Here is a 24,062-nt window from a genome sequence, read left to right as displayed (position 1 = left end):
AGCTGTATAAATCCATCCTGAATTTTATACTTTAATCGGAAGTTGACCGTTACTAATAGTCATAAGTGTTTGGAGTTAGTTTTTTTATAATTCCAATTCTCTTTGAAATTAAAACGGTCTGTCATGAAAAATAAGGTTCTTGTTTTGTGTTTTTTTATTTTGTTGATAGGTTGTAAACCAAAACAGGTGGTTGTAAAGCCTGTCGTGGTTGAATATGCAAAAGTGCCTCTTGCAGAAGTCGGTGCCGATCAAAAGAAAAGAGCCTATGATTTGGGAAAAAGACTTTTAATGATTTGCAATACGTCCAAATTTATTCCTTTTAAAGAAAGCGAGGCGACACCATCGGTAATTCAAAATACGACTTTGGAAAAACATTCGAAAGTATGTTTGAAATTTAGGGAGAGATACGGCAGTTTTGTCGATCTCAAATTGATGGAAGTGTATAGAATCAGTCCGGGAAACGAAACCCTGTTTCGATATAAAGCTTTATACGAGCGTTCCAATGCCAATAAAGAACTTCGAGTGACACTCAATGCAGAAAACAAGGTTTCTTCCTTGAAAACGACCGAATGGACAGATACTTTCCTGAAAAAATAATTCCATTTTTTTTAATGTGTTATTGGTTATAAAAAGACAATTTTTTATTCATTAAGTTTTTTATAGTCAATGACATAATTACATTGTCGTGCTTTATTCGTATCTTACAAAAAAAAAGAGCCTTATTGGATTTAGGTGTTATAAAATAACCTTCATTTTCAACTTCCATCATTAGTATAAATTCCATATTTAAAAATCACTATCCCAAAGTGACAATGTGTGAATTATACAACTTTATTCCAAAGTTATATAAGTCTTTCCAAAGCGAATCGTTCGACTTTTACATAAACTTTTTAAAAATAGAATAACTTGAAATTATACATCAAATATATGGTCAGCAACCGTTGCAAAATGGCTGTAAAACAGGAGCTAAGAAACCTTGGCCTGCACTTTATCGTTGTTGATTTAGGCGAAGTCGAGATAATGGAAACCATATCGATGGCGAAACGAGAGGTGTTAAAAGCCAATTTGCTTCATTCGGGACTCGAATTGATGGACGACAAAAAAGCGATGCTGATTGAAAAAATCAAGAATGTAATTATCGAAATGGTACACCATTCCGACGAAATAATCAAGGTCAATTTTTCGGATTATTTAAGCGAAAAAATGAATCACGACTATACGTATTTGTCGAATTTGTTTTCGGAAGTGCAAGGAACGACCATCGAGCATTTCATAATTTCACATAAAACGGAGCGCATCAAAGAATTAATTATTTACGGAGAACACAATATCACTGAAATTGCTTGGAAAATGGGTTACAGCAGTGTGGCACATTTGTCGAGCCAGTTCAAGAAAGTGACAGGTCTTTCGCCGTCCCATTTCAAACAAATGAAAGATAAGAGACGCAGTCCGTTGGAAGAAATTGGCAATTTAAAAAGTAAAGATTAATTTTTGCAAAAGTAGTATGAAATTCATTTTAGGAAAAAAAACAACTCTTTTTTATATTCTTTCAGTTATTATACTGACCACGGTTTTATGGGTGTTTTATACCAACAGCCAAAAAGAGACAGCTTCCAGGGAAAGAATGATGCACGCCCAGAAAGTCATCAGCAAGAGTCAAGATGTTTTATTGGACGCCATAAACGTGGAAACAGGATTTAGGGGGTTTTTATTGTCCAGGGATGAAAGTTTTCTGGAACCATTTGCTGTTGGACAAACCAATATTCGCAATGATGTAGACACCTTGATTTCGCTAACAAACGACTCTCCAAATCATCAGATGCAGGTGGCTGCATTGAAAAAAGTGTCAGAGGAAAGAATAGTGTTTACAAAAAAATATATTGAAAAACAGCGACAAAATGAACTGGGTGATTTAGAAAAATCAGCAATTATTGAACAAGGAAAAGTGCTTACGGATAAAATCAGAAATTCCATTGCCAGTATCAATAAAGAAGAGCTAAAGATACTGAAGCTAAGAAAAGCGGAAAATGAAAACAGCAATCAATTTTCTGGACTACTCTTTTTTTTACTGCTTGTTTTTCTAGTGATTATCTTTATTCTGGTAATTCTTATCATAAAAAACAAAACAGAAATAAACAACAAGTTGGAAACCTACACTTCCGACCAAAAAATAGCTTCCCAATATGCTTTGAGTCTTATTGAAGCCAGTCTTGATCCATTGGTTACCATTAGTGTCAAAGGGAAAATAATGGACATGAACCAGGCAACGGTAAACATAACAGGTGTACCTCGCGAACAACTGATAGGGTCAGATTTCTTCGATTATTTTACCGAGCAACAAAGTGCAAGGGAAGTATATCAAGAAGTGTTCGAAAAAGGCTCGGTTGCCGATTCCCATCTTACCATTCGACACAAAGATGGAAAATTGACGGACGTTTTATTCAACGGTTCCGTTTTTAAAGATGAAAAGGGCAATATTCTAGGAGTAGTGATTGTGGCCAGGGACATTGCAGAACAAAAATGGGTTTTGGATTTACAAATTGCCAACAAAGAACTCGCTTTTCAAAATCAAGAGAAAGAAAAACGGGCAAATGAATTGGGCATTGCCAATGAAGAATTGGCGTATCAAAATGAAGAGAAAGAAAATCGGGCGGCAGAATTAATTATTGCCAACAAAGAACTTATTTTTCAAAATAAAGAAAAAATAAAAAGAGCCGATGAATTGGTTATTGCCGACATCGAACTTGACTTTCAAAACAAAGAAAAAGAAAAGCGTGAAATTGCAAATAAAGCACTCGAAGCACTTAGTTATTCCGCCAAATTGGCTTCTCAATATTCTTTGAGTTTAATTGAAGCCAGTCTCGATCCATTGGTTACCATCAGTACCGAAGGCAAGATAATGGACATGAATGAAGCAACAGTAAATATTGTTGGAATGCCGCGGAAAGCACTTATTGACTCCGACTTTTTCGATTATTTTACGGATCAGCAAAAGGCACGTGAAGTATATCAAGAAGTGTTTAAAAAAGGATCGGTTGCCGATGCACCGCTTACGCTCCGAAATGTAAACGGCAAATTGACCGATGTGTTGTTCAACGGATCGGTATATAAAGATGACAACGGAAATGTATTGGGTGTCGTGATTGTCGCCAGGGATGTTACCGACCAAAAAAGAATTGAAACAGAATTGATAGAAGCCCGAATATTTGCGGAACTAGCCACTGAAATTGCCGAAGAAGAAAAAAGAAATGCCCAAGCCGCCACATTGATTGCCGAAAATGCCGTAAAAGCAAAACAACAATTTTTGTCGAACATGAGCCACGAAATTCGGACACCCATGAATGCCATCATCGGATTTACCAAAGTGGTGTTGAAAACCGATTTGAGCGTCAAACAAAAAGAATATTTATCGGCCATAAAAATGAGTGGCGATGCATTGATTGTTCTTATTAATGATATTCTGGACTTGGCAAAAGTAGATGCGGGAAAAATGACATTTGAGCAGGTTCCGTTTAAATTATCGGCATCTATTTTGGCCATGCTGCATATTTTTGAAACCAAAATTCAGGAAAAAAACTTGGAATTAGTCACGGAATATGATTCCAATATTCCAAAAGTATTGCTTGGCGACCCAGTTCGTTTGCATCAAATTATTTTAAACTTGGTCAGCAACGCGATTAAATTTACCACAAAAGGGAAAATCACGGTAAGCGTTCTTTTATTGAATGAAGATGAAGAAAGTGCCACGGTTGAATTTGCCATTGCCGATACAGGAATAGGAATAGACGAGGGGAAAATTGATACTATTTTTGACGATTTTCAGCAGGCAACCAGTGGAACTTCAAGATTATATGGTGGAACCGGATTGGGATTGGCCATCGTAAAACAATTGGTGGAACCACAAGGAGGCACTGTTAGCGTGAAAAGCAAAATTAAAGAAGGGAGTACTTTTAGTTTTGTATTGCGATTTTTGAAAACCAACGTGGATGCCGAATTGGAAACCGAAATTGTAACATTGGAAACCCAAATCAGGAACATAAAAGTATTGGTTGTAGAGGATATGCCGCTGAACCAATTATTGATGAAGACCCTTTTGGACGATTTTGGTTTTGAAAGAGAGATTGCCGAAAACGGAAAGATTGCCATCGAAAAACTCCAAAACGAATCCTATGATGTTGTTCTAATGGATCTGCAAATGCCAGTCATGAACGGATTTGATGCCACAGAATACATACGGAACACAATGAATTCAGATATCCCGATTATTGCCCTGACGGCCGATGTGACCACGGTTGATTTGGCAAAATGCAAAGCCGTGGGAATGAACGATTATATTGCAAAACCTGTTGACGAGCGTTTGTTGTACAGCAAAATTGTTGGTATCGTAAAAAATAAGAGAACTCCAAAAGGAACAAAAAATTCAACTAAAAAGATAAAAACAAAATGCACCAATTTGGATTACTTAAGCATCAGAACCAAATCCAATCCTAAATTGATGATGGAAATGATTTCAATATATATGGAACAAACGCCTCCATTAATCGATGCAATGAAGCAGAGTGTCCAGGATAAAGATTGGGATTTATTGGGCGCTGCCGTACATAAAATCATTCCGTCTTTCTCCATAATGGGCATGAGTCCAGAGTTGGAAGATGTGTCAAAAAAAATACAGGATGCTGTAAAAGCAAATCAATTTACCGAGGAAACAGCCCAAATGGTTGTCCAATTGGAAACTGTTTGCAAGCAAGCTTGCGAAGAATTAGAAATAGAATTTAATTTAATTAAAAATACTAAATCGTGAAAGACGAAAATAAAATAAAACTGTTCCTGGTAGATGATGATGCCTTGTTCCTTAAATCCTTGGAAATTGAATTTATGGAACACGCCGATTTTTCTATTGAAACCTATGCGACTGGAGAACTTTGTGTTGCGAATTTATCAAAAAATCCAGATGCCATTATTTTGGACTATCAACTCGATGGTGTCGATAAAACGGCAATGAACGGTATCGAGACATTGGACAAAATAAAAGATTTCAATCCCGACATTCCAGTGGTGATGCTGTCTTCACAAGACAAAATTGAAGTTGCCATAAAGTGCATGCACCATAAAGCTTTTGATTATGTGGTGAAAAGCGAAACGGCTTTTATGCGTTTGCAAAAAATCATTCCCACCATTTTCAGGTATAAAAAAATGGAAAAAGAATTGAGTTGGTATATGGACAGGATGTAGTTGTTTCAATAGTATTCGACCTAGTTGTTTAGCCTCAAAACGATGCATTTTCTTTAGAAATTGCATCGTTTTTTTTTTATAATTATTTCTTGATTTTTAGGGACAAGAAACTAAAATTGCCCCTTTTTTTTAATCTTGGAATGTGTGAATGATGCAACTCTTTTGCAGAATTGTGTAATAGATTTTATGAAAAACATTGCCAACTTTGTATTGTTGATATTAATCAATGTTAATTGAAAAATAGGCAGGAAAAAGAATCTAAATGGTAGTCTTTCCAGTAACGAATAAAATCGATAAGGATGAACGCCATTAGAGTATAAAAACTCGAATCAACAATTTATTTAAAAAATAATATCATGAAAAAGAGCCTTTTTTTATCAGTATAATGGCAATACTGTCATTCTTTAATTCCTGTTCTGTGGGTTATGTTTCGGAAGAAACCGTTTATCAAATCCTACAACAGGCCGTAATGTCCAAGCAACGATTATATTTGGATAGAGTACCCAATCTCGATCCTATACACAAGTATATGTAACTTGGGAAAGACACGATCAAAGTCGTAAATACAAAAAAAAGCCACTGGGAAAGAAATGAACTTGGTTCAAGATGGGTGCAAAACAGACGATTTTTGTATGGAATTTAAACGACCTTTTTGCTTCAAATTTAAAATCTAATTACTTCTAAAAACACCAAACCTAAGCTAATTTTTAGCAGTATTTTTTAGATAAAAACAATTAAAAACGAATATCATGAAAACGATAAGCAAAACATTTTTTCTAATCTTTTTTCTAAATGCAATGCTGTGGATGACACCACAAAAAGCATCTGCACAAATATCCGTCAACTTTCAAATTTTCTATGATAATTTAAGTCCTTATGGGGACTGGGTGTACAATCCAAATTACGGATATGTTTGGATTCCTGATGTGGGTTATGGATTTACGCCTTATCGCACAGATGGATATTGGGCATTTACCAATGCAGGCTGGACATGGATTTCAGATTTTCCATGGGGATGGGCGCCTTTTCATTATGGGCGCTGGATGTATGACAATTATTATGGATGGTCATGGGTGCCGGGAAGCGAATGGGGTCCGGGATGGGTTAGTTGGAGAAGATCCGAAGGATATTATGGATGGGCACCAATAGGTCCAGGTATCAGTATTACTTTCGCTTACAGCAGTGGTTATAGACTGCCCAACAATCAATGGACGTTTGTCAGGGATAGGGATTTTGGAAGAACGAACATTAATAATTATTATGTAAACTCTTCCGTCAATACAACAATCATTAGAAATTCAACGGTAATAAACAATATCCAGATTGATAATTCAACCCGCGTGAAATACAATTCAGGACCCAATAGAACTGAGGTTCAAAAACGAACCGGTAGATCAATTGCTCCAGTTGCAATGCGAGAAAGAAGAGATCCAGGGCAAAATGTAGACAAGGGAGAACTCCAAATATACAGGCCAAGAGTGGCCAAGAATAACTCAAATGGACAGAAACCTGTGCCCAATAAAGTGGCCAAAAAAGAAGACGTGCAGCCGGTAACTCAAAGAAATAAAAATACTCAATCGCAGAGAGGAAATCAGCAGCTTAATAATCAGCAAAACAATAATCAACAAGCTGGACGTCAGCAGGAACAGCAACGTAATAATGAGCAAGCCAAACAACAGCAAGTTCAACAGGATAACAACAATCAAAAGGCTAAACAGCAGCAACAACGCAATAATCAGCAAGCCCAACAGCAGCAAGAGCAGCAACAGCGTAATAACCAACAAGCCAAGCAGCAGCAAGAACAACAACAACGCAACAATCAGCAAGCCAGGCAGCAGCAAGAGCAACAAGAAAGGAATAACGAACAAGCCAGGCAACAGCAAGTAGAGCAGCAAAAGAATAACGAGCAAGCGAAACAACAACAAGTGGAGCAACAAAAGAATAACGAACAAGCCAAGCAACAGCAACAGCAGCAACAGCAAGGTAAAAATAGACCACCAAAGCAGGAAAAGAATAACTAGTCCAGCTTTGACAAACTAGAATAATCAAAATACAAAATATATGGATAATGCTGCTTTTTTTAAATAATTAAGGCAGCATCCATATTAAATCTGTTTTCCAAAACAATAAACCATTAAAATTAAACATCATGAATTTAAAAAGATTTTTTGGAGCATTGCTCACAGCCCTTGGAATTGGTGGCCTTATCTACACTGCAGTAGTTTTTTCCGATACTTCAGGCGGTACAAAAGACGTAAAAGAACTTATTATTTACGGCATACTCGGCATCGTGTTTTTCGTTTCCGGTATCAGCCTTGTGCGTACCACAAAAGACGAATCATAAATAGTATTCTAAAAAAATAAATAATTATGTATTGCATCTCCAATAGTTTCTCCATTTTTAAGACAGGATTTAACAGCAAAATCATTTTGGTATGGCTTGTTGTAATGCAGCTTACATTGGGATGCAACAATAAAAAAGGAAACGTGGGCTTTGAGTCGGGCATTTATACGGCACAAAATTATTCTGATTTGGTATTGGACGAAACGGAGTTGGATAATTATTTCAAGGCTTTTCCAGAAAGCGACACCATAAAAAAAGAAGTATATCAATTTTATGAAAATCGGGAATATCAATTTGCCTGGTTCAATAAAAAAGGGATGACGATAGCCGTTCCTATTCTTTACAACAAAATACGAAATTTTAGCGTTGATTTTGACAACAACAGTCTCATCAATACCCGTTTGGATTCCTTGATTGCGCTGACGACTACAGATGCAAAACCTTCTCTTGCCAGGGAAAATCGCAAGAAAGAATTAGAGTTGTTGCTTACCACCACTTTTTTCAAGTATTCGAAAAAGGTTTATGGCGGAATAGTCAAAAATCCTCACGAACTGGATTGGTACATCCCTCGAAAAAAGAAAAATTACCAAGCGCTGCTCGACTCCTTGGTGGTTTTGAACAAGGGCGAAAACATCTCGGAACCGGTCAACCAGTATTACATACGATTAAAAACAAAGCTCAGGGAATATCGCAAAATTGCCAAAAAGGGAGGATTTCCTAAAATTGTCACCACAAAAACAGTCTTGTCAATCACGGAAAATGATTCTTGTTTATTGGCCGTAAAACAGCATTTGTTTTTGACGGGAGATTTAGCGACCAATGACAAAACCATTGTTTTCACGAATCAATTGGCCAAGGCGGTTAGCAGTTTTCAACATCGAATGGGTTTAGTCGAAAATGGAAAGATAAATGCTCCAACCCTTGTTGAATTAAACCAATCGGTTGATTTCAGGATCAAGCAAATGATGATCAATCTGGAGCGATTGCGATGGGTTCCAGTCGAAATGGAAAAAGAATATTTGCTGGTCAATATTCCGGAATATAAACTACACGTCATTGAAGACGACAAATTGGTTTGGACGACCAATGTCGTGGTGGGAAAAGACGTGAATCCGTCCACCATTTTCACGGGAAATATTTCACGGATCATGCTTAATCCGTATTGGAATATTCCCAACAGCATCATAAGAAATGAAATAATTCCCAATATCAAAAAGAACTCCAATTATTTGGAAGAAAACAATATGGAAGTGCTTTCGGGCGATAAAGTAGTCAATTCTTCCACCATAGATTGGTATAAATACAAAGGAGACGTTCCTTTCATCATTCGGCAAAAACCGGGCGGGGAAAATGCATTGGGAAAAATGAAGTTTTTATTTCCCAATAATTACAATATTTATCTGCACGACACGCCTTCAAAAGGACTTTTCAAGGCTTCGAAACGAGCTTTCAGTCACGGTTGCATCCGGGTTGAAAATCCCAATAAATTGCTGATGTATCTCCTTCGAAAAGATAAAAACTGGAATCAAGAAAGGGTGGACACGATTTTGAAAACAAACAAAGAATATGGCATTCAAATTAAGCCAACTGTTCCGGTATATATCGTTTATTTTACTTCCTGGGTTGACAGTAAGGGACAATTGAATTTCAGAAATGATATTTATGATTTAGACCAACAACTGTCAAACGAAATTTTTGGAGAATAATATTTTTTGGTTTTTGTTTGGGGGGCTTTCTATTGCGGACAGCCCCTTTTTTTATCTCCAATTTTCGAATAGTTTTTTTAAGACAAAGAGTGGTGAATAATATAACTTTTTTGTTTGTATAAAATAGATGTTTGCAATTCATGGTTGTTAAAAGTGTTATGGAATTGAGGGTCCAAAAATTGTAAAAATCGAAAATTTATATTATCTTAGCTACACTGCTTATGATGTGTGTAAATGCCTCAGGAGCGCTAACCACTTCCAAATATTTCCTTCATTTTGACAAAAAAGGAATTATTGTTCCCCAAATCACGTATGAAGAATTTGACGATTTTGTAAATGCAAATGATGTAACCGACGGAAAATACTATCGTTATAACCAGCGCAATCATATTGTTGAAAAAGAGGGATTTAAAATATTGTTATGGGACAAAAGTCTTGTTTTCTTTTCAAGAAAAATTAATGACAAATTCTGTTTTCTTCATCGTATTAAACCTGAAATACAAGTAGTAACCGGAATTGAATCATTAGAGGATTTGTCCGAAGAGTTTTGGCGAAATTATTTAATCAATTTTAAGGATTAATCCTGTTTTCGCCAAAACATGACCATGAAATAAGTTATATCGGTGGAGGTTGTCTGCCAATAGAAACGGAATTGGGTTGGCTTATTATTTATCACGGTGTTCATGTTTCAATCAATGGCTATGTTTATTCTGCTTGTACAGCATTACTTGAATTAGAAAATCCCCAGATAGAAATTGCCAGATTACCATATCCATTGTTCCAACCCGAGGAAGTCTGGGAATTGAAAGGTGAAGTAAATAACGTGTGCTGTCCTACAGGCACAGTAGTTTTTGATGATGTTTTATATGTTTATTATGGTGCCGCCGACGAAAGAATTGGTTGTGCATCAATGAGTTTGTCCCAATTGTTAAAGGAATTAATGCATAATAAAAAATAAAATGAGAAATAAAATCACAATCCCCCCAAATAACTTGGCTTCAATAAAAAAGCAGTTTAAAAATAGTTTGGACAACAAATTAGATTTAATGCATAGCGAAACCAAGCTGCCTGAAATTTTGTTTATCACCACTTTTCCGCCCCGAGAATGTGGCATTGCAACTTATTCACAAGATTTAATTTTTGCAATAAACAACAAATTTACAAAATCGTTTGCCATAAAAATTGTAGCATTGGAATCAGGAAATGAAAAGCACATTTATGCAGATAAACTATATGCCGTCCTGAAAACGGACAATCCCAAAATGTATGTGGAATTAGCCGAGCATATTGATGAAAATTCAAACATTGAAATTGTTTTGATTCAACACGAGTTTGGTTTGTTCAGAAACAACGAAGCCGACTTTATATCCTTTTTAAAATTGATTCACAAACCGATAATCGTGGCTTTTCACACGGTTTTGCCTAATCCAAATGACCAGCTTAAAAAGCAGGTTCAAGAAATCAATGCTATTGTAGATTCTTTTATCGTGATGACTAATTCATCGGCAAAAATACTGGAAAATAATTACGGTGTTTTACCTGAAAAAATCACGATTATTCCCCACGGAACGCATTTGGTGGAGCATTCGAACAAGGAAGTCCTCAAGAGAAAATATGAATTGTCGGGACGAAAAATTATTTCAACTTTTGGATTATTGAGTTCCGGAAAATCCATCGAAACGTCGATCGATGCTTTGCAAGCCATTGTCAAAGAACAACCGCAAGTGTTGTTTCTCATCATCGGTAAAACGCATCCAACTGTTTTTAAAAATGAAGGTGAAAAATACAGGAATTCGTTGGAAGCCAAAATTGAGGCTTTGGGATTGCAAAACAACGTGAAATTCATCAATCAATATTTGCCCTTGAATGAGCTGTTGGAATATTTGCAACTGACCGATATTTATCTTTTTACGTCCAAAGACAGGAACCAAGCCGTGAGTGGTACGTTTGCCTACGCCATAAGTTGTGGTTGTCCCATTATTTCGACCCCAATTCCGCACGCCATGGAAGTATTGGAAAACGGAACAGGAATTATTGTAGATTTTGAAAATCCAAAACAGTTGGCCGAACAAGTCATTCTTTTATTGGGAGATGAGCAGTTGCGCAAAAACATAGCCGCAAACGGCATTCATAAATTGGCTCCAACCGCTTGGGAAAATTCTGCAATAGCACACGCCAACATGTTTGAAAAAATATCGGATGGAAATATAAAGTTGCAGTATAAAATTCCTGAAGTCAACCTCAATCATTTCAAAAACCTGACCACTCCATTTGGAATGATTCAGTTTTCAATAATCAATCAACCTGATTTAGAGTCAGGTTATACTCTAGACGACAATGCTCGAGCTTTGGTGGCCATGTGCCAACATTTTGAATTGACAAACGATGAAGGAGATTTAGAATACATCAACCAGTATTTCAACTTTATAAAATTCTGTTTTCAAGATGACGGCACTTTCTTGAATTATGTCGACAAAGAGAAAAAGTTTACCAAACAAAACAACGAAAATCTGGATGATGCCAATGGAAGAGCGATTTGGGCTTTGGGACACCTCATTTCTTTGGGTGAAATTTTGCCAACAGGATTGTATAAAAACGCTGTGTTGACCATGGAACTGGCATTGAAAAATGTTAGTGAAATGAATTCCACACGAGCTGTCGCTTTCATTATAAAAGGAATTTATTATAGTAATTTGAAACACCATTCTATTCAAAACGTGCTTTTAATGCAACATCTAGCCAACAAGTTGGTACAGATGTACAAACACGAAGCCAAAGACGACTGGCAATGGTTCGAGAGTTATCTTACTTATGCCAACAGTATCTTGCCAGAGGCCATATTGTGTGCTTATTTGACGACAGGCGAGACAATTTATAGAGAAATTGCAGAAAAATCTTTTGATTTCTTGTTGTCAAAAATATACAGAAACAACAGCATAAGAGTCATATCAAATAAAGGTTGGCACACCAATGACGAAGAATTGAATCTGGAAAAAATAGGTGGCGAACAGCCCATTGACATTGCTTACACCATTCTTGCCTTGAGCAAATTTTACAATGTTTTCAAGGACGAAAAGTATTTAGAAAAAATGGAAATTGGTTTCAGCTGGTTTTTGGGAAACAATCATTTACACCAAATCATTTACAATCCTTGTACGGGAGGTTGCTATGACGGATTGGAGGACAAGTACATTAATTTGAATCAAGGTGCCGAATCGACGGTAAGTTATTTAATGGCGAGGCTTGCCATACAAAAACAGTTGAACCAGAAGGATGGGTCTGAAAACATTGGTAAAATAATTGTTTCCAGAAAAAGTAAATTGAAATCAAGTGCCAGAATCGAGAGTGGTGAATTATAAAAGCAAGGAATTACACAGCTTTTCCAAAAAGTTGTGTAACGATTTAATGTTCAGTTTTTTGAATTTTACAATATAGAATTAATGTAAATTGAATTCTGGATAAAAACAATCAATGTCGTTTAGTCAAGAGAAGAAGAATCTCACCACAAAAAATTGCGGTACTAACAGATGATTTTGATGGTTTTTAATTATTTCAAAACATAAATACAAAAATAACATGATACCAAAAATTGGAATTAGCGAAAATCATTTGCAAAAAATAAACAACTTGCTTTCCGTTATTTTGTCGGACGAGATGATGCTTTACATCAAAACCAGAAAATTCCATTGGAATGTGGCAGGCGAAAGTTTTATGGAACTGCACAAATTATTTGAATCGCAATACGCAGAATTGGAAGTTGTTATAGATGCAGTAGCGGAACGAATTGGTAAATTGGGAGGTAAAACCATTGGAACGATGAACGAGTTTTCATTGCTTTCGCGAATTGTGGAGCATCCAAACGAATATCCTGTTCGAAAGTCAATGCTTTCGGAATTGCTATCCGATCACGAAATGATGATAGCCGAATTGCGTAAAGATATTGATTTGTGCATCAATGATTATCATGATGCCGGAACGGCCGATTTGCTTACGGGAATCCTGCAACAACACGAAACCATCGCCTGGATTATGAGAAGGTATTTAGGTTAATGGCATAATTAAAACCAAAACAAAGAAATATCTTTTGGTGAAGAAAAATTTGAGAAATTTTTTTGGTTTGAGGCTGTCTTTTGGAGACAGCCTTTTTTTATGTCCAATTTTAAGTGTAAAACAGTTTGTTCAAAAAAGAGTGAATAATACAACTTATAACAAAAGTTGTATAACAATTTACAGTATTAATAGGCTCATCTTTACCTTATTATAAATGAGATTGTTTCAATTGCAACTATCGAATCAACCTCAAAAAAACAATGATATGAAAGCAGTAAAAAAATTGGGAGTATGGATGGATCATTCCATCGCTTATTTAATAGAATTTACGTTTGATTCTTTCGAAAGAATAACCATCGAATCAGAATTTACACATCAAGAAGAAACGCAGGCTTTGGCCAAAAGCGAAAACCTGATGCATAACAAGGAGCAACAACAATTATCCAGCTATTACAAAAAACTGGTTGAGGTAATCAAGGATTATGGCGAAGTGGTACTCTTTGGTCCAACCAATGCCAAAGCCGAATTGTTGGCTATTTTAAACAAAGTGGAGGGTTTCGGAAAAATGAAAATTGAAGTAAAAAACACCGATACAATGACCGAGAATCAAAAAATAGCTTTTGTGAAGGCTTACTTTTCGGAAGCAGGAGTTTAGTTTGAAAAGAATTTCATAAAAATATAAAACCGAACTATTTTGACTGTATATATAAAAAATATTTTTGAAGAAGCGGGTGACATGACCCAATTTACCTTGAGGTTTTTCAAGGAACTTCTCAAGCCCGTTTTTCAATGGAGGGAGTTTAGCAGGCAATGTTTCGCCGTTGGATACAAAACCTTGCCCTTGATAACCATCACGGGATTTATAATGGGTTTGGTTTTAACCATTCAATCCCGACCTACATTATTGAAATTTGGGGCTGAATCCTGGTTGCCCAGCATGGTTTCCTTGTCCTTGATTCGAGAAATTGCCCCAGTAATTACCGCCTTAATTTGCGCTGGAAAAATTGCTTCTGGAATTGGTGCCGAATTGGGTTCGATGAAAGTAACGGAACAAATAGACGCCATGGAAGTTTCGGCAGTGAATCCCTATAAATATTTAGTGGTTACCCGAATTTTGGCCACCACTCTCATGGTGCCTCTCTTGGTGATTTATGCCGATTTTGTCGGAATTTATGGAGGCTATATTGGTTACAACATCCACGGAAACATGACCTTGTTTCGCTATTTCTCCGACGTGTTGGAACATCTGGAGTTTTTGGATTTATTTCCAGCCATCATCAAGACTTTTTTCTTCGGTTTTTTTATTGGATTAATAGGTTGTTACAAGGGTTTTAATGCTTCAAACGGGACGGCAAGTGTAGGTATTGCTGCAAATGAAGCCGTGGTTGCCGCTTCGCTTTCCATTTTTATTATTGATATGCTGGCCGTTCAACTAACCGATTTATTTTTCTAGAATTATGGAAACACAACCAGTTATTGTTATAAAGGATTTGTATAAAACTTTCGGGGAAAACGAAGTTTTGAAAGGAATTAATCTTTCGGTAAACAAGGGAGAAAATTTGGTTATTCTGGGGCGTTCTGGTTCCGGAAAATCAGTGACCATCAAATGTTTGGTGGGATTAGTTAAAGCCGACAAAGGAGAAATTAAAATTTTTGACGAAGAAGTAAGCGCATTAAACGACGATGATCTTAATAATATGCGGGTCAATATTGGTTTTATGTTTCAAAATGGCGCCTTGTATGATTCGATGTCGGTAAGGCAAAACTTGAAATTTGCGTTAAAACACCATACTCGAAATTTAGCCGAGCCAGAAATTGAAAGTAAAATTATGGAAGCATTGGAAAATGTTGGGTTGGCAGAATCCATAGACAAAATGCCTTCGGAATTGTCTGGCGGGATGAAAAAAAGAATCGCATTGGCAAGAGCCATCATCATCAAGCCAAAAATTATTTTATATGACGAACCCACTTCGGGTTTGGACACCATTACCTCGAGGGAAATCAGTGAATTGATATTGTCTGTTCAAGAAAAATACAAAGCAAGTTCCATCATAATTACACACGACATGGCTTGTGCAAAAACAACGGGAAATAGAATATTGATTCTTAATGAAGGCGAAATTACTGCCGAAGGTAGTTATGAAGAACTGGAAAAAAGCAAGGACGAATGGGTACACTCATTTTTCATTTAAACAATAAATAATATAAATCATGAATAAAGATACCGGATCAAATTGGAAATTAGGAATGTTTGTGGTCATTGGACTAGTACTGTTTGTCATCACTATTTATTTTGTTGGAAAACAGCAAAATTTGTTTGGGGACACTTTCAATTTGAAGTCACAATTCAAAACGGTTAGTGGTTTGAAAGTGGGAAACAATGTGCGTTTTTCGGGAATCAATGTGGGAACTGTCAGCGAAATAGAATTGATAAATGATTCTACCGTAGTCGTGAGTTTGTTGATGGAAGAAGACGTTCAAAAATACATTAAAAAGGATGCCACGGCCAGTATAGGCTCTGATGGATTGATGGGAGACAAAGTTTTGACAGTTTCACCCGGAACTATTTCCCAAGTGGTAGTCAAGGACAACGACTTTATTAAGTCGAAAAGTGCCATTGAAATGGAAGACTTGATGAAAAGCGTGAAAACGACTTTGGACAATGCGGGAATTATTACGGCCGAACTGGCCCAATTTAGCTCCAGCATGAATAATGGAAATGGCACTTTGTCCAAGCTGATGAACGACAAAGAATTCGCCAACAGTTTGCAAAACACATTGGCCAATCTAGAAATAAGTACCAAAGAGTTTTCCAAATTCACCACCAGCATGAACAACGGAAAAGGAATGCTTTCAAAACTGGTCAAAGACGAACAACTAGGCATAAAACTAGATTCGACGATGTCGAATCTGGAAGCGGGAACAAAAGGATTGAGCGAAAATATGGAAGCCGCCAAGGACAATTTTCTGCTGAAAGGCTATTTCAACAAAAAGAAAAAAGCCGAAGCAAAGAAACAGGAAGAGTTAGCAAAAGAAGAAAAAGAGAAGAATAAAAAATAGAAAAATGGACACAAAAATTCTTGGGGTAGTATTTATCATGATGGGAATCATAATGACGGTTTGCACGGGTTTTAATTATGTAACCGACGAACAATTGGCGGAAATGGGATCGACCAGCATAAGCAATGAACAAGATAACCCCGTGCAATGGGAGCCCGTTATTGGGTTGATGATAATCGTTGGCGGTTTCATTGTCATTGAAGAAAGCAATAGAAAGAAGAGGAGTGCCTGATTTGTAAATTTCTAAAATTCAAGTCATTCAATATGTGAATTATGCAACTTTGGGATAAAGTTGTGTAACACTTTTTTTCGGAAAGCGCTTCATCTTTGTGAAGTCGAGAAAACTCATTTTCGACAAAACAAAATCATGATAATGACCGTAATTAACGACCTAATTAAAGCAGTTCAATCTTTGGATATTTTAGCCGAAAATCAAGATTTGATTGGTTTTTATGCCAGCAATGCAAAATGTAATCTTGAGGTGGCAATGTCTTATAATGAAGTCACCAATCAGCAAGAACAAAGATATTACAATAAAGCTAGCGGATGTTCTGTAAGGGCTCAGGAAGACAATCTATTTGATTATAAATCTTGGTTGAAAAAATAACATTGTTCCAGTAATTGATTAATACAATTTATCATGAAAACTGAAAAAGAACTCGACACTGCCATTCTCAAAATCACCATGAAAATAAGGGAACAATATCCTGAATTGTCGAAATACATTTCAGAGATGCCCGACACGATTCCTAATATGGAAAATCCCAAAATGAATACTAAAACCTTGCAGGGTTATTATGACTCATTGGATGTTTTATTAAAAGATTACATCAAGAATCAGCATTCGCCAACAAAATAAAAATGAAAAAAATAAGAAACATATACGGCTTCACCGAAAAGATTTTCGAAAAATTGGTTTCTTTGGCGACCATCATTCTTGGAGATTCCATCACGTTTATTTTGGCTTTTTGTTTGGTGCTGTTCTGGTGGATTAATCTTTTGTTTACCAGCCAGGATATTCATCAAATTATTGGGGATGTCATATTGGGACTTACTTTTTTGAGTTTGTTTATTATTCAAAAATCATTCAACAAGTTTTCGGGTTCCCTGCATTTGAAAGTAAATGAACTGGTGTCATCTCACGAACCGGCAAAAAATTCGGTTATTAATGCCGAAGAAAAAACCGAACGAGAAGTTACGGAACTTTCCAAGGAATATTTAGAACTGGCTGAACAAGTGAAAGAGATGGAGAAAGAAATAGATAAAAAAGAAGTGGATTGAATTTTTATTGCCCAACAATAAAGCTAAAACATTCAAAATGTGTGAATGATGTAACTTCTTTCTAAAGTTATGTAACACTTTCGAGGTATGATGACACGACCTTTGTATAGTTGTGAAAACACATTCACAAATAAATTCAAAAAAAAATGAGCACTATAGAACTTACTGGAAACTGGGAAGAACAAAAAAGCAAATTGAAACAAAAATTTGCAGCCTTGACAGACAATGATTTGCTATTTGTAAAAGGCAAAAAAGAAGAAATGTTGGGGAAGCTTCAAAAAAAACTAGGAAAAACCAAGGAGGAATTGTTCAAAATAATAGGAGCACTTTAACCGTCTTTTTACAAGACAACGTTTCATCAATTCAAAAAACATCAAAAAAATGAGAAAAATAATTTTTGCAGTAACCGTTATGATGTTTTTGACAGCAATAACAGTAGTGAGTTGCAAACCTGCCACCAAAGAAGAAAAAGAAGCCACAGAAAAGGTGAAAGATGCCAATAAGGAATTTATAGACGCCAAGAAAGAGGCAACTGCAGAAGAATGGAAAGCGTTCAAGAATTCTGGAGATTCCATCATCATCAAAAATGAGGAACGAATCGCTGAATTGAAGCTCAAAATAAAAAACACGGGAAGCGCAATCGACGCCAAATATGAAAAAAATATTGAAATCCTGGAACAAAAAAACAAAGACCTTAAAGTCAAAATGGAAACGCATAAAAACGGCGCAAATGAAGATTGGCAATCTTTTAAACGCGAATTCAATCACGATATGCACGAATTAGGCCAGAGCCTGAAAGATTTAACCGTTGACAATAAAAAATAATTTTAAAAAAAAGAAATCATGAGCAATCTACTTTACACCTTGGCAATCATTCTAATCATTTTATGGGCCATAGGATTCTTCGCTTACAGTGTGGGATCAATCATCCACATTCTTCTTGTTATAGCAATTGTTGCGGTCTTGTTGAGACTTATTCAAGGCAGAAGATTATAAATAAATTAAACATAAAAACATAAATTATGAATTCAAGTAAATTATTATTGGGAGTTTTGGGCGGTGTTGCCGCAGGTGCATTGATGGGTGTTTTGTTTGCGCCTGAAAAAGGATCAAAAACAAGAAAAAGAATCATGAATAAAGCCAATGATGGCGTAGATGTCTTGAAAGACAAATTCGATTCTTTGTTGGAATCGATGAATGATAAATACGAGAACATTTGGCACGCAAAAGAAGAATTAATTTCTGATGGAGAAGCAAGGTTGAATTCCGTGAAAAAAGAATTGAAAAATATGGAGGTTTAAATTCGAAACCTAATATAATTAAGCAACAAACAATAGAACTTTTTTTCAAAACATAGATTTAAATACGACACCTTCAGGATTGCCAATGTTTAACACATTAGGCTAAACCGTTGGTGTTTTGTTTTCTTATTTTTGGAAATGACAATCTCTGTTTTAGTTGGCATATTGTTTAAAATGCTGGTTGGGATTTTGTTGCCATAATAAATCAAAAGATATGGAAGCGATTGATGAAAATGATGTTTTGAAAGAATCCATCGCAATGATGGAAGAAAAACTTGCTCGAAAATTATTTTTGGTCAATAAAAAAGAGGTTCGTAAAAATGCAGAGATTGAAAAAAAGGCCAACGAATCCATTAAGGCAAATAATGAACTTCGTTTTCAATACAGGGAAAAAGTAAATCTTGCTGCCGAGTTAATCTTGGCAAATAAAGAATTGGCTTTTCAATATGAAGAAAAGGAAAAACGTGCTGCCGAGTTGGCCATTGCCAATATTGAACTTGCTTTTCAAAACAGTGAAAAAGAAAAACGGGCTTCGGAGTTGGTTATTGCAAAAAGCGAACTTGTGTTTCAAAATAAAGAGAAAGAAAAACGAGCCGTAGAATTGATTATTGCCAATAAGGAACTCGCCTTTCAAAAACTGGAAAAAACCATAAGGGAATCGGAGTTGGTTATTGCCAATAAAAAATTGATTTATAAAACCCAGGAGCGGCAAATAAAAACTGCGGAACTGAATATTGCCAACAGGAATCTCAAAATAGCCAAAGACAAACAAAGGGAATATGTAAAAGGATTGGAGGAAATGATGTTTATTACTTCGCACAAAGTAAGACAGCCCATTGCCAATATTTTGGGTTTTTCGAACATGTTGGAACAAGCGACAAGCTCTCCAGGGGAATTAAAGCAGTTTGTGGCTTGCATAAAAGAATCTGCAATTACTTTGGATATTTTAACAAGAGAAATGTCTGCATTCATTTGCAAATTAAGACATAATGAGAAAAATAAAAACGAAGAGTGACGAAAGTTGTTAAATCTGATACACCTTAAAAAATCGAGAAATTCAATCTCGATTTTTTTTTTTTGGACTTTTTTGAAAACGGGCAGTTGTGTTAAAAATCCATAAATGGTTTGAAAGGAATAATTTGGGGGATTTTTTCATTTTTGTAGCGGTACGGTTGAATAAAATTTATTGTATTGGTCTTTTTGATTTTAAAACCTGTGAATAATACAACTCTTGTCTTTAATAGTACAACACTTTATGACTATAACAGACCAATCTTTGCATTGTGAAATGTTTAACATTTTAAAATTAATAAAACCCCCAGAAAATGAAAACTAAAAAATTACTATTGACTATCGCAATACTGTTTATTGCGTTAATTTCGGGCTGTGCAAATGATGATTTCGAAGAAGTCGTTGGTGTATGTCCAGTTGTATCAACAACGAACCCCATTGATGGCGCTGTTGGAGTGCCCTTGAACCAGATAATTACTGCGACCTTCAACGAAGCGATGAATCCAGCAACTATCGATCAATCTTCATTTGTTTTAACAGTAGGAGGAATCCCAGTTTCAGGAACGGTTACACTTTCTGGTGCAGTCGCGACATTTACCCCAAACAGCCTTCTTGCTCCAAACACAGTTTATGCAGCCAGAATCAAAACATCGGCCAAAGACTTGACAGGTAATGCATTGCAGGCTGATTATGTTTGGACATTTACTACTGGTATTGCTCCAATTATAGTTTCAACTGATCCTGCGAACAATGCTACTGGAGTTGCGCTAAATAAAATTATTTCGGCGACCTTTAATATGCCAATGAACCCATTGACATTAGACGGTACAACGTTTACCGTTAAGGAAGGTTCAAATGCGGTTTTAGGAGCCATTACCTATTCCGGATCAACGGTTTCTTTTGCACCGTCTTTGCCATTATTAGCAAACAAAGTATATACGGTTACTATTACTAATGGTGCTAAAAATGTTGCCGGTACTCCAATGGCAAGTAATTATGTTTGGAGTTTTACAACGGTAATTCCTGTAATTGTTACGCCTCCGCCTACAAGCACAAGCGGTTTGTTCTTTGGTGTTTTCGGAGGAAATGCCGGAATAACCAATCAAGGATTATTTACCGTGGTTAATGGAAATATAGGAACAACTGCTGCTTCAACTTTGATGACAGGTTTCCAAGAAGTATTGACAGGTGATGTTTATACTATAACTCCTCTTAATAAAGGACTTGTTACCGGTGAAATATTCGCAGCTGCACCAGCACCGGGAAATGCTACCAAAGCAGCAACTGCTTTAATAGGATTGAATGCCGCCAGAGCTGCATATTTAAGTATTTCTCCAGCTTCGATGCCGGGTGGTATTGATCCAGGAGCAGGACAACTTGGAGGATTAACACTGGCTCCGGGTGTTTACAAATCGAATAGTGGAACTTTTGACATCACTAATGGCGACCTTACATTGGATGCCAAAGGAGATCCGAATGCCGTGTTCGTTTTTCAAACGGCTTCTGCTTTGACAGTTGGTAATTCATTACCAAGAAGCGTGAAATTGATTGGTGGTGCCTTGGCTAAAAATGTTTACTGGTATGTGGGTAGTTCAGCAGTTATTAATTACGCCGGAGGTGGAGTGATGACCGGAAATATTATCGCTAATTCTGGAGTGACTTTGTCTTCTCCTGCCAATAGTACAAATGCCAGTGTGACTACATTAAACGGTAGAGCGATTTCGCTGGTGTCTTCAGTTACCATGGTCAATACCGTAATTAATGTTCCTAACTAAGAGCCTGATTTAAAATATAAAAAAAAACACATCCCGTCTTAGGGCGGGATTTATTTTAACAAAATAAAAAAATAAAAAATGAAAGCAAAAGCTAATTTTAAAGAGGGTTTGTATAGTACATTGACCCCAAATAAACCGACACTCAAAAGCATTTTGATAGTTGCTTTGGTTTGGTTCAGTGTCCAAGCGCCAGTACAAGCACAGGAATTGCAATACACAAAACCGTCTTGGTGGTTTGGTGTGGCAGCGGGTGCCAATTTTAATTTCTATGAAGGTTCAACTTATAAATTGAATTCTGATTTTACTCCTCCGGCTACTTTTCACGAAGGTAAAGGTGTTGGATTGTTCGTGGCTCCTCTTTTGGAATACCACCGTCCTGACACAAGATTGGGTTTTATGTTGCAAGCCGGATACGACAACCGCAAAGCCAAGTTTGATCAAGTGGTAACACCTTGTGACTGTCCTGCCGATTTAAAAACGAATATTAGTTACATCACGGTAGAACCTAGTTTGCGTGTTGCTCCTTTTAAATCTAATTTCTATTTGTTCGGTGGGCCACGTTTGGCTTTCAATTTGGACAAATCATTCACTTACCAACTGGGAATCAATCCTGCTTATCCTAATCAAGAGGCAAGTCCAGCAGTGAAAGGCGATTTAAGCGATGTCAAAAAAACCATCATTTCGATGCAAATCGGATTGGGATATGATATTCCGCTTTCATCACAAAACAGCAAAACACAATTTGTTCTTTCTCCTTTTGCCTCATTTCATCCCTACTTTGGACAAGATCCGCGTTCTATTGAAACATTGAACATAACAACGATAAGAGCCGGTGTGGCACTTAAGTTTGGTCAAGGACGTCTTATTTCAGTGCCGGACGATAATGCAAAAGCAACGGTGATAGCAGATCCAGAAGTTCAGTTTTCTGTTAATGCTCCTGCCAATGTTCCTACACAGCGACGTGTTAGAGAAGTTTTTCCATTACGCAACTATGTGTTCTTTAATTTAGGTTCATCCGAAATCCCAAGTCGTTACAAACTGCTTAAAAAAGAAGAAGTGAAAGACTTCAGGGAAGATCAACTGGAAATGATAACGCCAATAAACCAATCTGGTCGTTCTGAACGACAAATGAATGTATATTATAATGTCATCAATATTTTGGGAGACCGTATGATAAAAAACCCATCAACAACCATTACGTTGGTTGGGTCTTCAGAGCAAGGAGCAAAAGACGGTAAAGAAATGGCGGAATCAGTTAAATTCTATTTGGTAAATACTTTCGGAATCAGTGCTTCAAGAATCACTACCAAAGGACAGTTGAAACCAAATCTTCCTTCAGTACAACCAGGAGGAACACTGGAATTGGATTTGCTTCGTGAAGGCGATAGAAGGGTTTCCATCGAAAGCAGTTCTCCAGTATTATTGATGGAATTTCAAAGCGGACCTGATGTTAGAGTATCAGAAACTGCTGCCATGCAAGAAGCACCAGCCGAAAGTTATGTGGTTTTTGACGTAAAAGGAGCCAACGAAGCTTTCTCTGTATGGTCTGTGCAAGCTACGGATGAAAGCGGAAAAGTTCAATCTTTTGGTCCATATACCCAAGAAAGCGTGAGCATACCGACCAAAACTATTTTGGGAGACAAACCTGAAGGAGATTATAAAATCACGATGACGGGCCAAACCAAAAGTGGTAAAGCGGTAAGCAAAGAAACAAAGGCACACATCGTACTTTGGACACCAGCCAAAATAGATGAAGGTTTAAGATATAGCGTTATTTATGAATTCAACGAATCGAAAGCCATCACTATCTATGATAAATACCTAACAGATGTTGTAGCACCTAAAATACCGATGAATGGAACGGTCATTATCCAGGGTCATGCAGATATTATTGGAAATGATGTCCATAATTTGAGTTTGTCCCAAGCTCGTGCCAACGATGTGAAAAACATTCTTGGAAGTGCTTTGGCCAAATCGGGTAGAACCGACGTGAAATTTGAAGTAAACGGTTATGGCGAAGATACAAGCCATTCTCCTTTCAACAACAATTTTCCGGAGGAACGTTTTTATAACCGTACCGTAATTATTGATATTTTCAATTCGGGTAAATAAAATTCAAATAATTTCAAACAGATTGCAAAAGGACAGGGATTCAAAACCCTGTCTTTTTTTTTATGGAATAAGCAAGCTATTTGCTAAATGTGTGAATTTTGTAATTAATGCCGGTAAATGTATAACAGAACAAGCTTGAATGTTCCCCACCTTTACATTATAAATAATTCAGCAATTAAAAATAAAAATA

General features: G+C 36.5%; 26 protein-coding genes. All 26 read left to right on the top strand.

The window, feature by feature from the left end; genetic code table 11:
- The first annotated feature begins 123 nt into the window (after positions 1-123).
- Positions 124-597, top strand: coding sequence for a hypothetical protein (locus tag BUC16_RS11540; protein WP_073370719.1), 474 nt, complete (start codon positions 124-126; stop codon positions 595-597).
- Between the two features lie 330 nt (positions 598-927).
- A complete protein-coding gene (locus BUC16_RS11535; protein WP_084546162.1) occupies positions 928-1,488 on the top strand; it encodes a helix-turn-helix domain-containing protein in 561 nt (186 codons plus the stop codon).
- 16 nt (positions 1,489-1,504) lie between these two features.
- Positions 1,505-4,801, top strand: a complete 3,297-nt coding sequence (locus BUC16_RS11530) for a PAS domain S-box protein (RefSeq protein ID WP_073370716.1) — start codon at positions 1,505-1,507, stop codon at positions 4,799-4,801.
- The gene (locus BUC16_RS11525) at positions 4,798-5,232 is read left to right on the top strand and encodes a response regulator (RefSeq protein WP_073370714.1); all 435 of its coding nucleotides are present in this window, start codon (positions 4,798-4,800) and stop codon (positions 5,230-5,232) included. Before BUC16_RS11530 ends, BUC16_RS11525 begins: the two co-directional genes overlap by 4 nt.
- 749 nt (positions 5,233-5,981) lie before the next feature.
- Entirely contained in the window at positions 5,982-7,253 is a 1,272-nt protein-coding gene (locus tag BUC16_RS17615; RefSeq protein ID WP_073370712.1) for a DUF6600 domain-containing protein, read from the top strand.
- A gap of 128 nt (positions 7,254-7,381) precedes the next feature.
- Positions 7,382-7,576, top strand: coding sequence for a hypothetical protein (locus BUC16_RS11515; RefSeq protein ID WP_073370708.1), 195 nt, complete (start codon positions 7,382-7,384; stop codon positions 7,574-7,576).
- Between the two features lie 26 nt (positions 7,577-7,602).
- The gene (locus BUC16_RS11510; RefSeq protein WP_073370707.1) at positions 7,603-9,282 is read left to right on the top strand and encodes a L,D-transpeptidase family protein; all 1,680 of its coding nucleotides are present in this window, start codon (positions 7,603-7,605) and stop codon (positions 9,280-9,282) included.
- Positions 9,283-9,503: 221 nt separating this feature from the next.
- Positions 9,504-9,863, top strand: coding sequence for a glycoside hydrolase family protein (locus BUC16_RS11505; RefSeq protein ID WP_141226144.1), 360 nt, complete (start codon positions 9,504-9,506; stop codon positions 9,861-9,863).
- On the top strand, positions 9,863-10,240 hold the full coding sequence (locus BUC16_RS11500; RefSeq protein WP_084546158.1) for a glycoside hydrolase family 130 protein: 378 nt from the start codon (positions 9,863-9,865) through the stop codon (positions 10,238-10,240). Before BUC16_RS11505 ends, BUC16_RS11500 begins: the two co-directional genes overlap by 1 nt.
- 1 nt (position 10,241) lies before the next feature.
- On the top strand, positions 10,242-12,641 hold the full coding sequence (locus tag BUC16_RS11495; protein ID WP_073370702.1) for a glycosyltransferase: 2,400 nt from the start codon (positions 10,242-10,244) through the stop codon (positions 12,639-12,641).
- A 217-nt stretch (positions 12,642-12,858) separates the two neighbouring features.
- Entirely contained in the window at positions 12,859-13,332 is a 474-nt protein-coding gene (locus BUC16_RS11490) for a Dps family protein (RefSeq protein WP_073370700.1), read from the top strand.
- 265 nt (positions 13,333-13,597) lie between these two features.
- Positions 13,598-13,987: a hypothetical protein gene (locus BUC16_RS11485; protein WP_073370780.1), complete on the top strand. Its 390-nt coding sequence runs from the start codon at positions 13,598-13,600 to the stop codon at positions 13,985-13,987.
- Between the two features lie 39 nt (positions 13,988-14,026).
- Complete coding sequence (locus BUC16_RS11480) at positions 14,027-14,785, top strand: MlaE family ABC transporter permease (RefSeq protein ID WP_073370698.1); 759 nt, start codon at positions 14,027-14,029, stop codon at positions 14,783-14,785.
- A gap of 4 nt (positions 14,786-14,789) precedes the next feature.
- The gene (locus BUC16_RS11475) at positions 14,790-15,524 is read left to right on the top strand and encodes an ABC transporter ATP-binding protein (protein WP_073370697.1); all 735 of its coding nucleotides are present in this window, start codon (positions 14,790-14,792) and stop codon (positions 15,522-15,524) included.
- A gap of 19 nt (positions 15,525-15,543) precedes the next feature.
- The gene (locus BUC16_RS11470; RefSeq protein ID WP_073370695.1) at positions 15,544-16,392 is read left to right on the top strand and encodes an MlaD family protein; all 849 of its coding nucleotides are present in this window, start codon (positions 15,544-15,546) and stop codon (positions 16,390-16,392) included.
- Between the two features lie 4 nt (positions 16,393-16,396).
- Positions 16,397-16,624 (top strand): hypothetical protein, encoded by a 228-nt coding sequence (locus BUC16_RS11465; RefSeq protein ID WP_073370694.1) that lies wholly within the window; start codon positions 16,397-16,399, stop codon positions 16,622-16,624.
- Positions 16,625-16,765: 141 nt separating this feature from the next.
- A complete protein-coding gene (locus tag BUC16_RS11460; protein ID WP_073370692.1) occupies positions 16,766-16,999 on the top strand; it encodes a hypothetical protein in 234 nt (77 codons plus the stop codon).
- Positions 17,000-17,032: 33 nt separating this feature from the next.
- On the top strand, positions 17,033-17,251 hold the full coding sequence (locus BUC16_RS11455) for a hypothetical protein (protein ID WP_073370690.1): 219 nt from the start codon (positions 17,033-17,035) through the stop codon (positions 17,249-17,251).
- A gap of 2 nt (positions 17,252-17,253) precedes the next feature.
- Positions 17,254-17,673, top strand: a complete 420-nt coding sequence (locus BUC16_RS11450) for a low affinity iron permease family protein (RefSeq protein WP_073370689.1) — start codon at positions 17,254-17,256, stop codon at positions 17,671-17,673.
- 146 nt (positions 17,674-17,819) lie between these two features.
- Positions 17,820-18,005 carry a CsbD family protein gene (locus BUC16_RS11445; protein WP_073370687.1) on the top strand — a complete coding sequence of 62 codons (186 nt, stop codon included), beginning with the start codon at positions 17,820-17,822 and terminating at the stop codon, positions 18,003-18,005.
- Between the two features lie 49 nt (positions 18,006-18,054).
- A complete protein-coding gene (locus BUC16_RS11440) occupies positions 18,055-18,498 on the top strand; it encodes a sll1863 family stress response protein (RefSeq protein WP_141226143.1) in 444 nt (147 codons plus the stop codon).
- An 18-nt stretch (positions 18,499-18,516) separates the two neighbouring features.
- On the top strand, positions 18,517-18,669 hold the full coding sequence (locus BUC16_RS17610) for a lmo0937 family membrane protein (RefSeq protein WP_141226142.1): 153 nt from the start codon (positions 18,517-18,519) through the stop codon (positions 18,667-18,669).
- A gap of 26 nt (positions 18,670-18,695) precedes the next feature.
- Positions 18,696-18,974 (top strand): YtxH domain-containing protein, encoded by a 279-nt coding sequence (locus tag BUC16_RS11435; RefSeq protein WP_073370684.1) that lies wholly within the window; start codon positions 18,696-18,698, stop codon positions 18,972-18,974.
- Between the two features lie 214 nt (positions 18,975-19,188).
- Positions 19,189-19,989 carry a hypothetical protein gene (locus tag BUC16_RS17810; protein ID WP_073370683.1) on the top strand — a complete coding sequence of 267 codons (801 nt, stop codon included), beginning with the start codon at positions 19,189-19,191 and terminating at the stop codon, positions 19,987-19,989.
- A gap of 310 nt (positions 19,990-20,299) precedes the next feature.
- Positions 20,300-21,760, top strand: coding sequence for an Ig-like domain-containing protein (locus BUC16_RS11425; RefSeq protein ID WP_073370681.1), 1,461 nt, complete (start codon positions 20,300-20,302; stop codon positions 21,758-21,760).
- Positions 21,761-21,838: 78 nt separating this feature from the next.
- Complete coding sequence (locus BUC16_RS11420; RefSeq protein WP_073370680.1) at positions 21,839-23,872, top strand: outer membrane beta-barrel protein; 2,034 nt, start codon at positions 21,839-21,841, stop codon at positions 23,870-23,872.
- Positions 23,873-24,062: the final 190 nt, after the last annotated feature.

This window comes from Flavobacterium fluvii (assembly GCF_900129545.1).
Classification (GTDB): domain Bacteria; phylum Bacteroidota; class Bacteroidia; order Flavobacteriales; family Flavobacteriaceae; genus Flavobacterium; species Flavobacterium fluvii.
The sequence above is the reverse complement of the archived record's forward strand: the minus strand, read 5'-3'. Positions and strand labels throughout refer to the sequence as shown.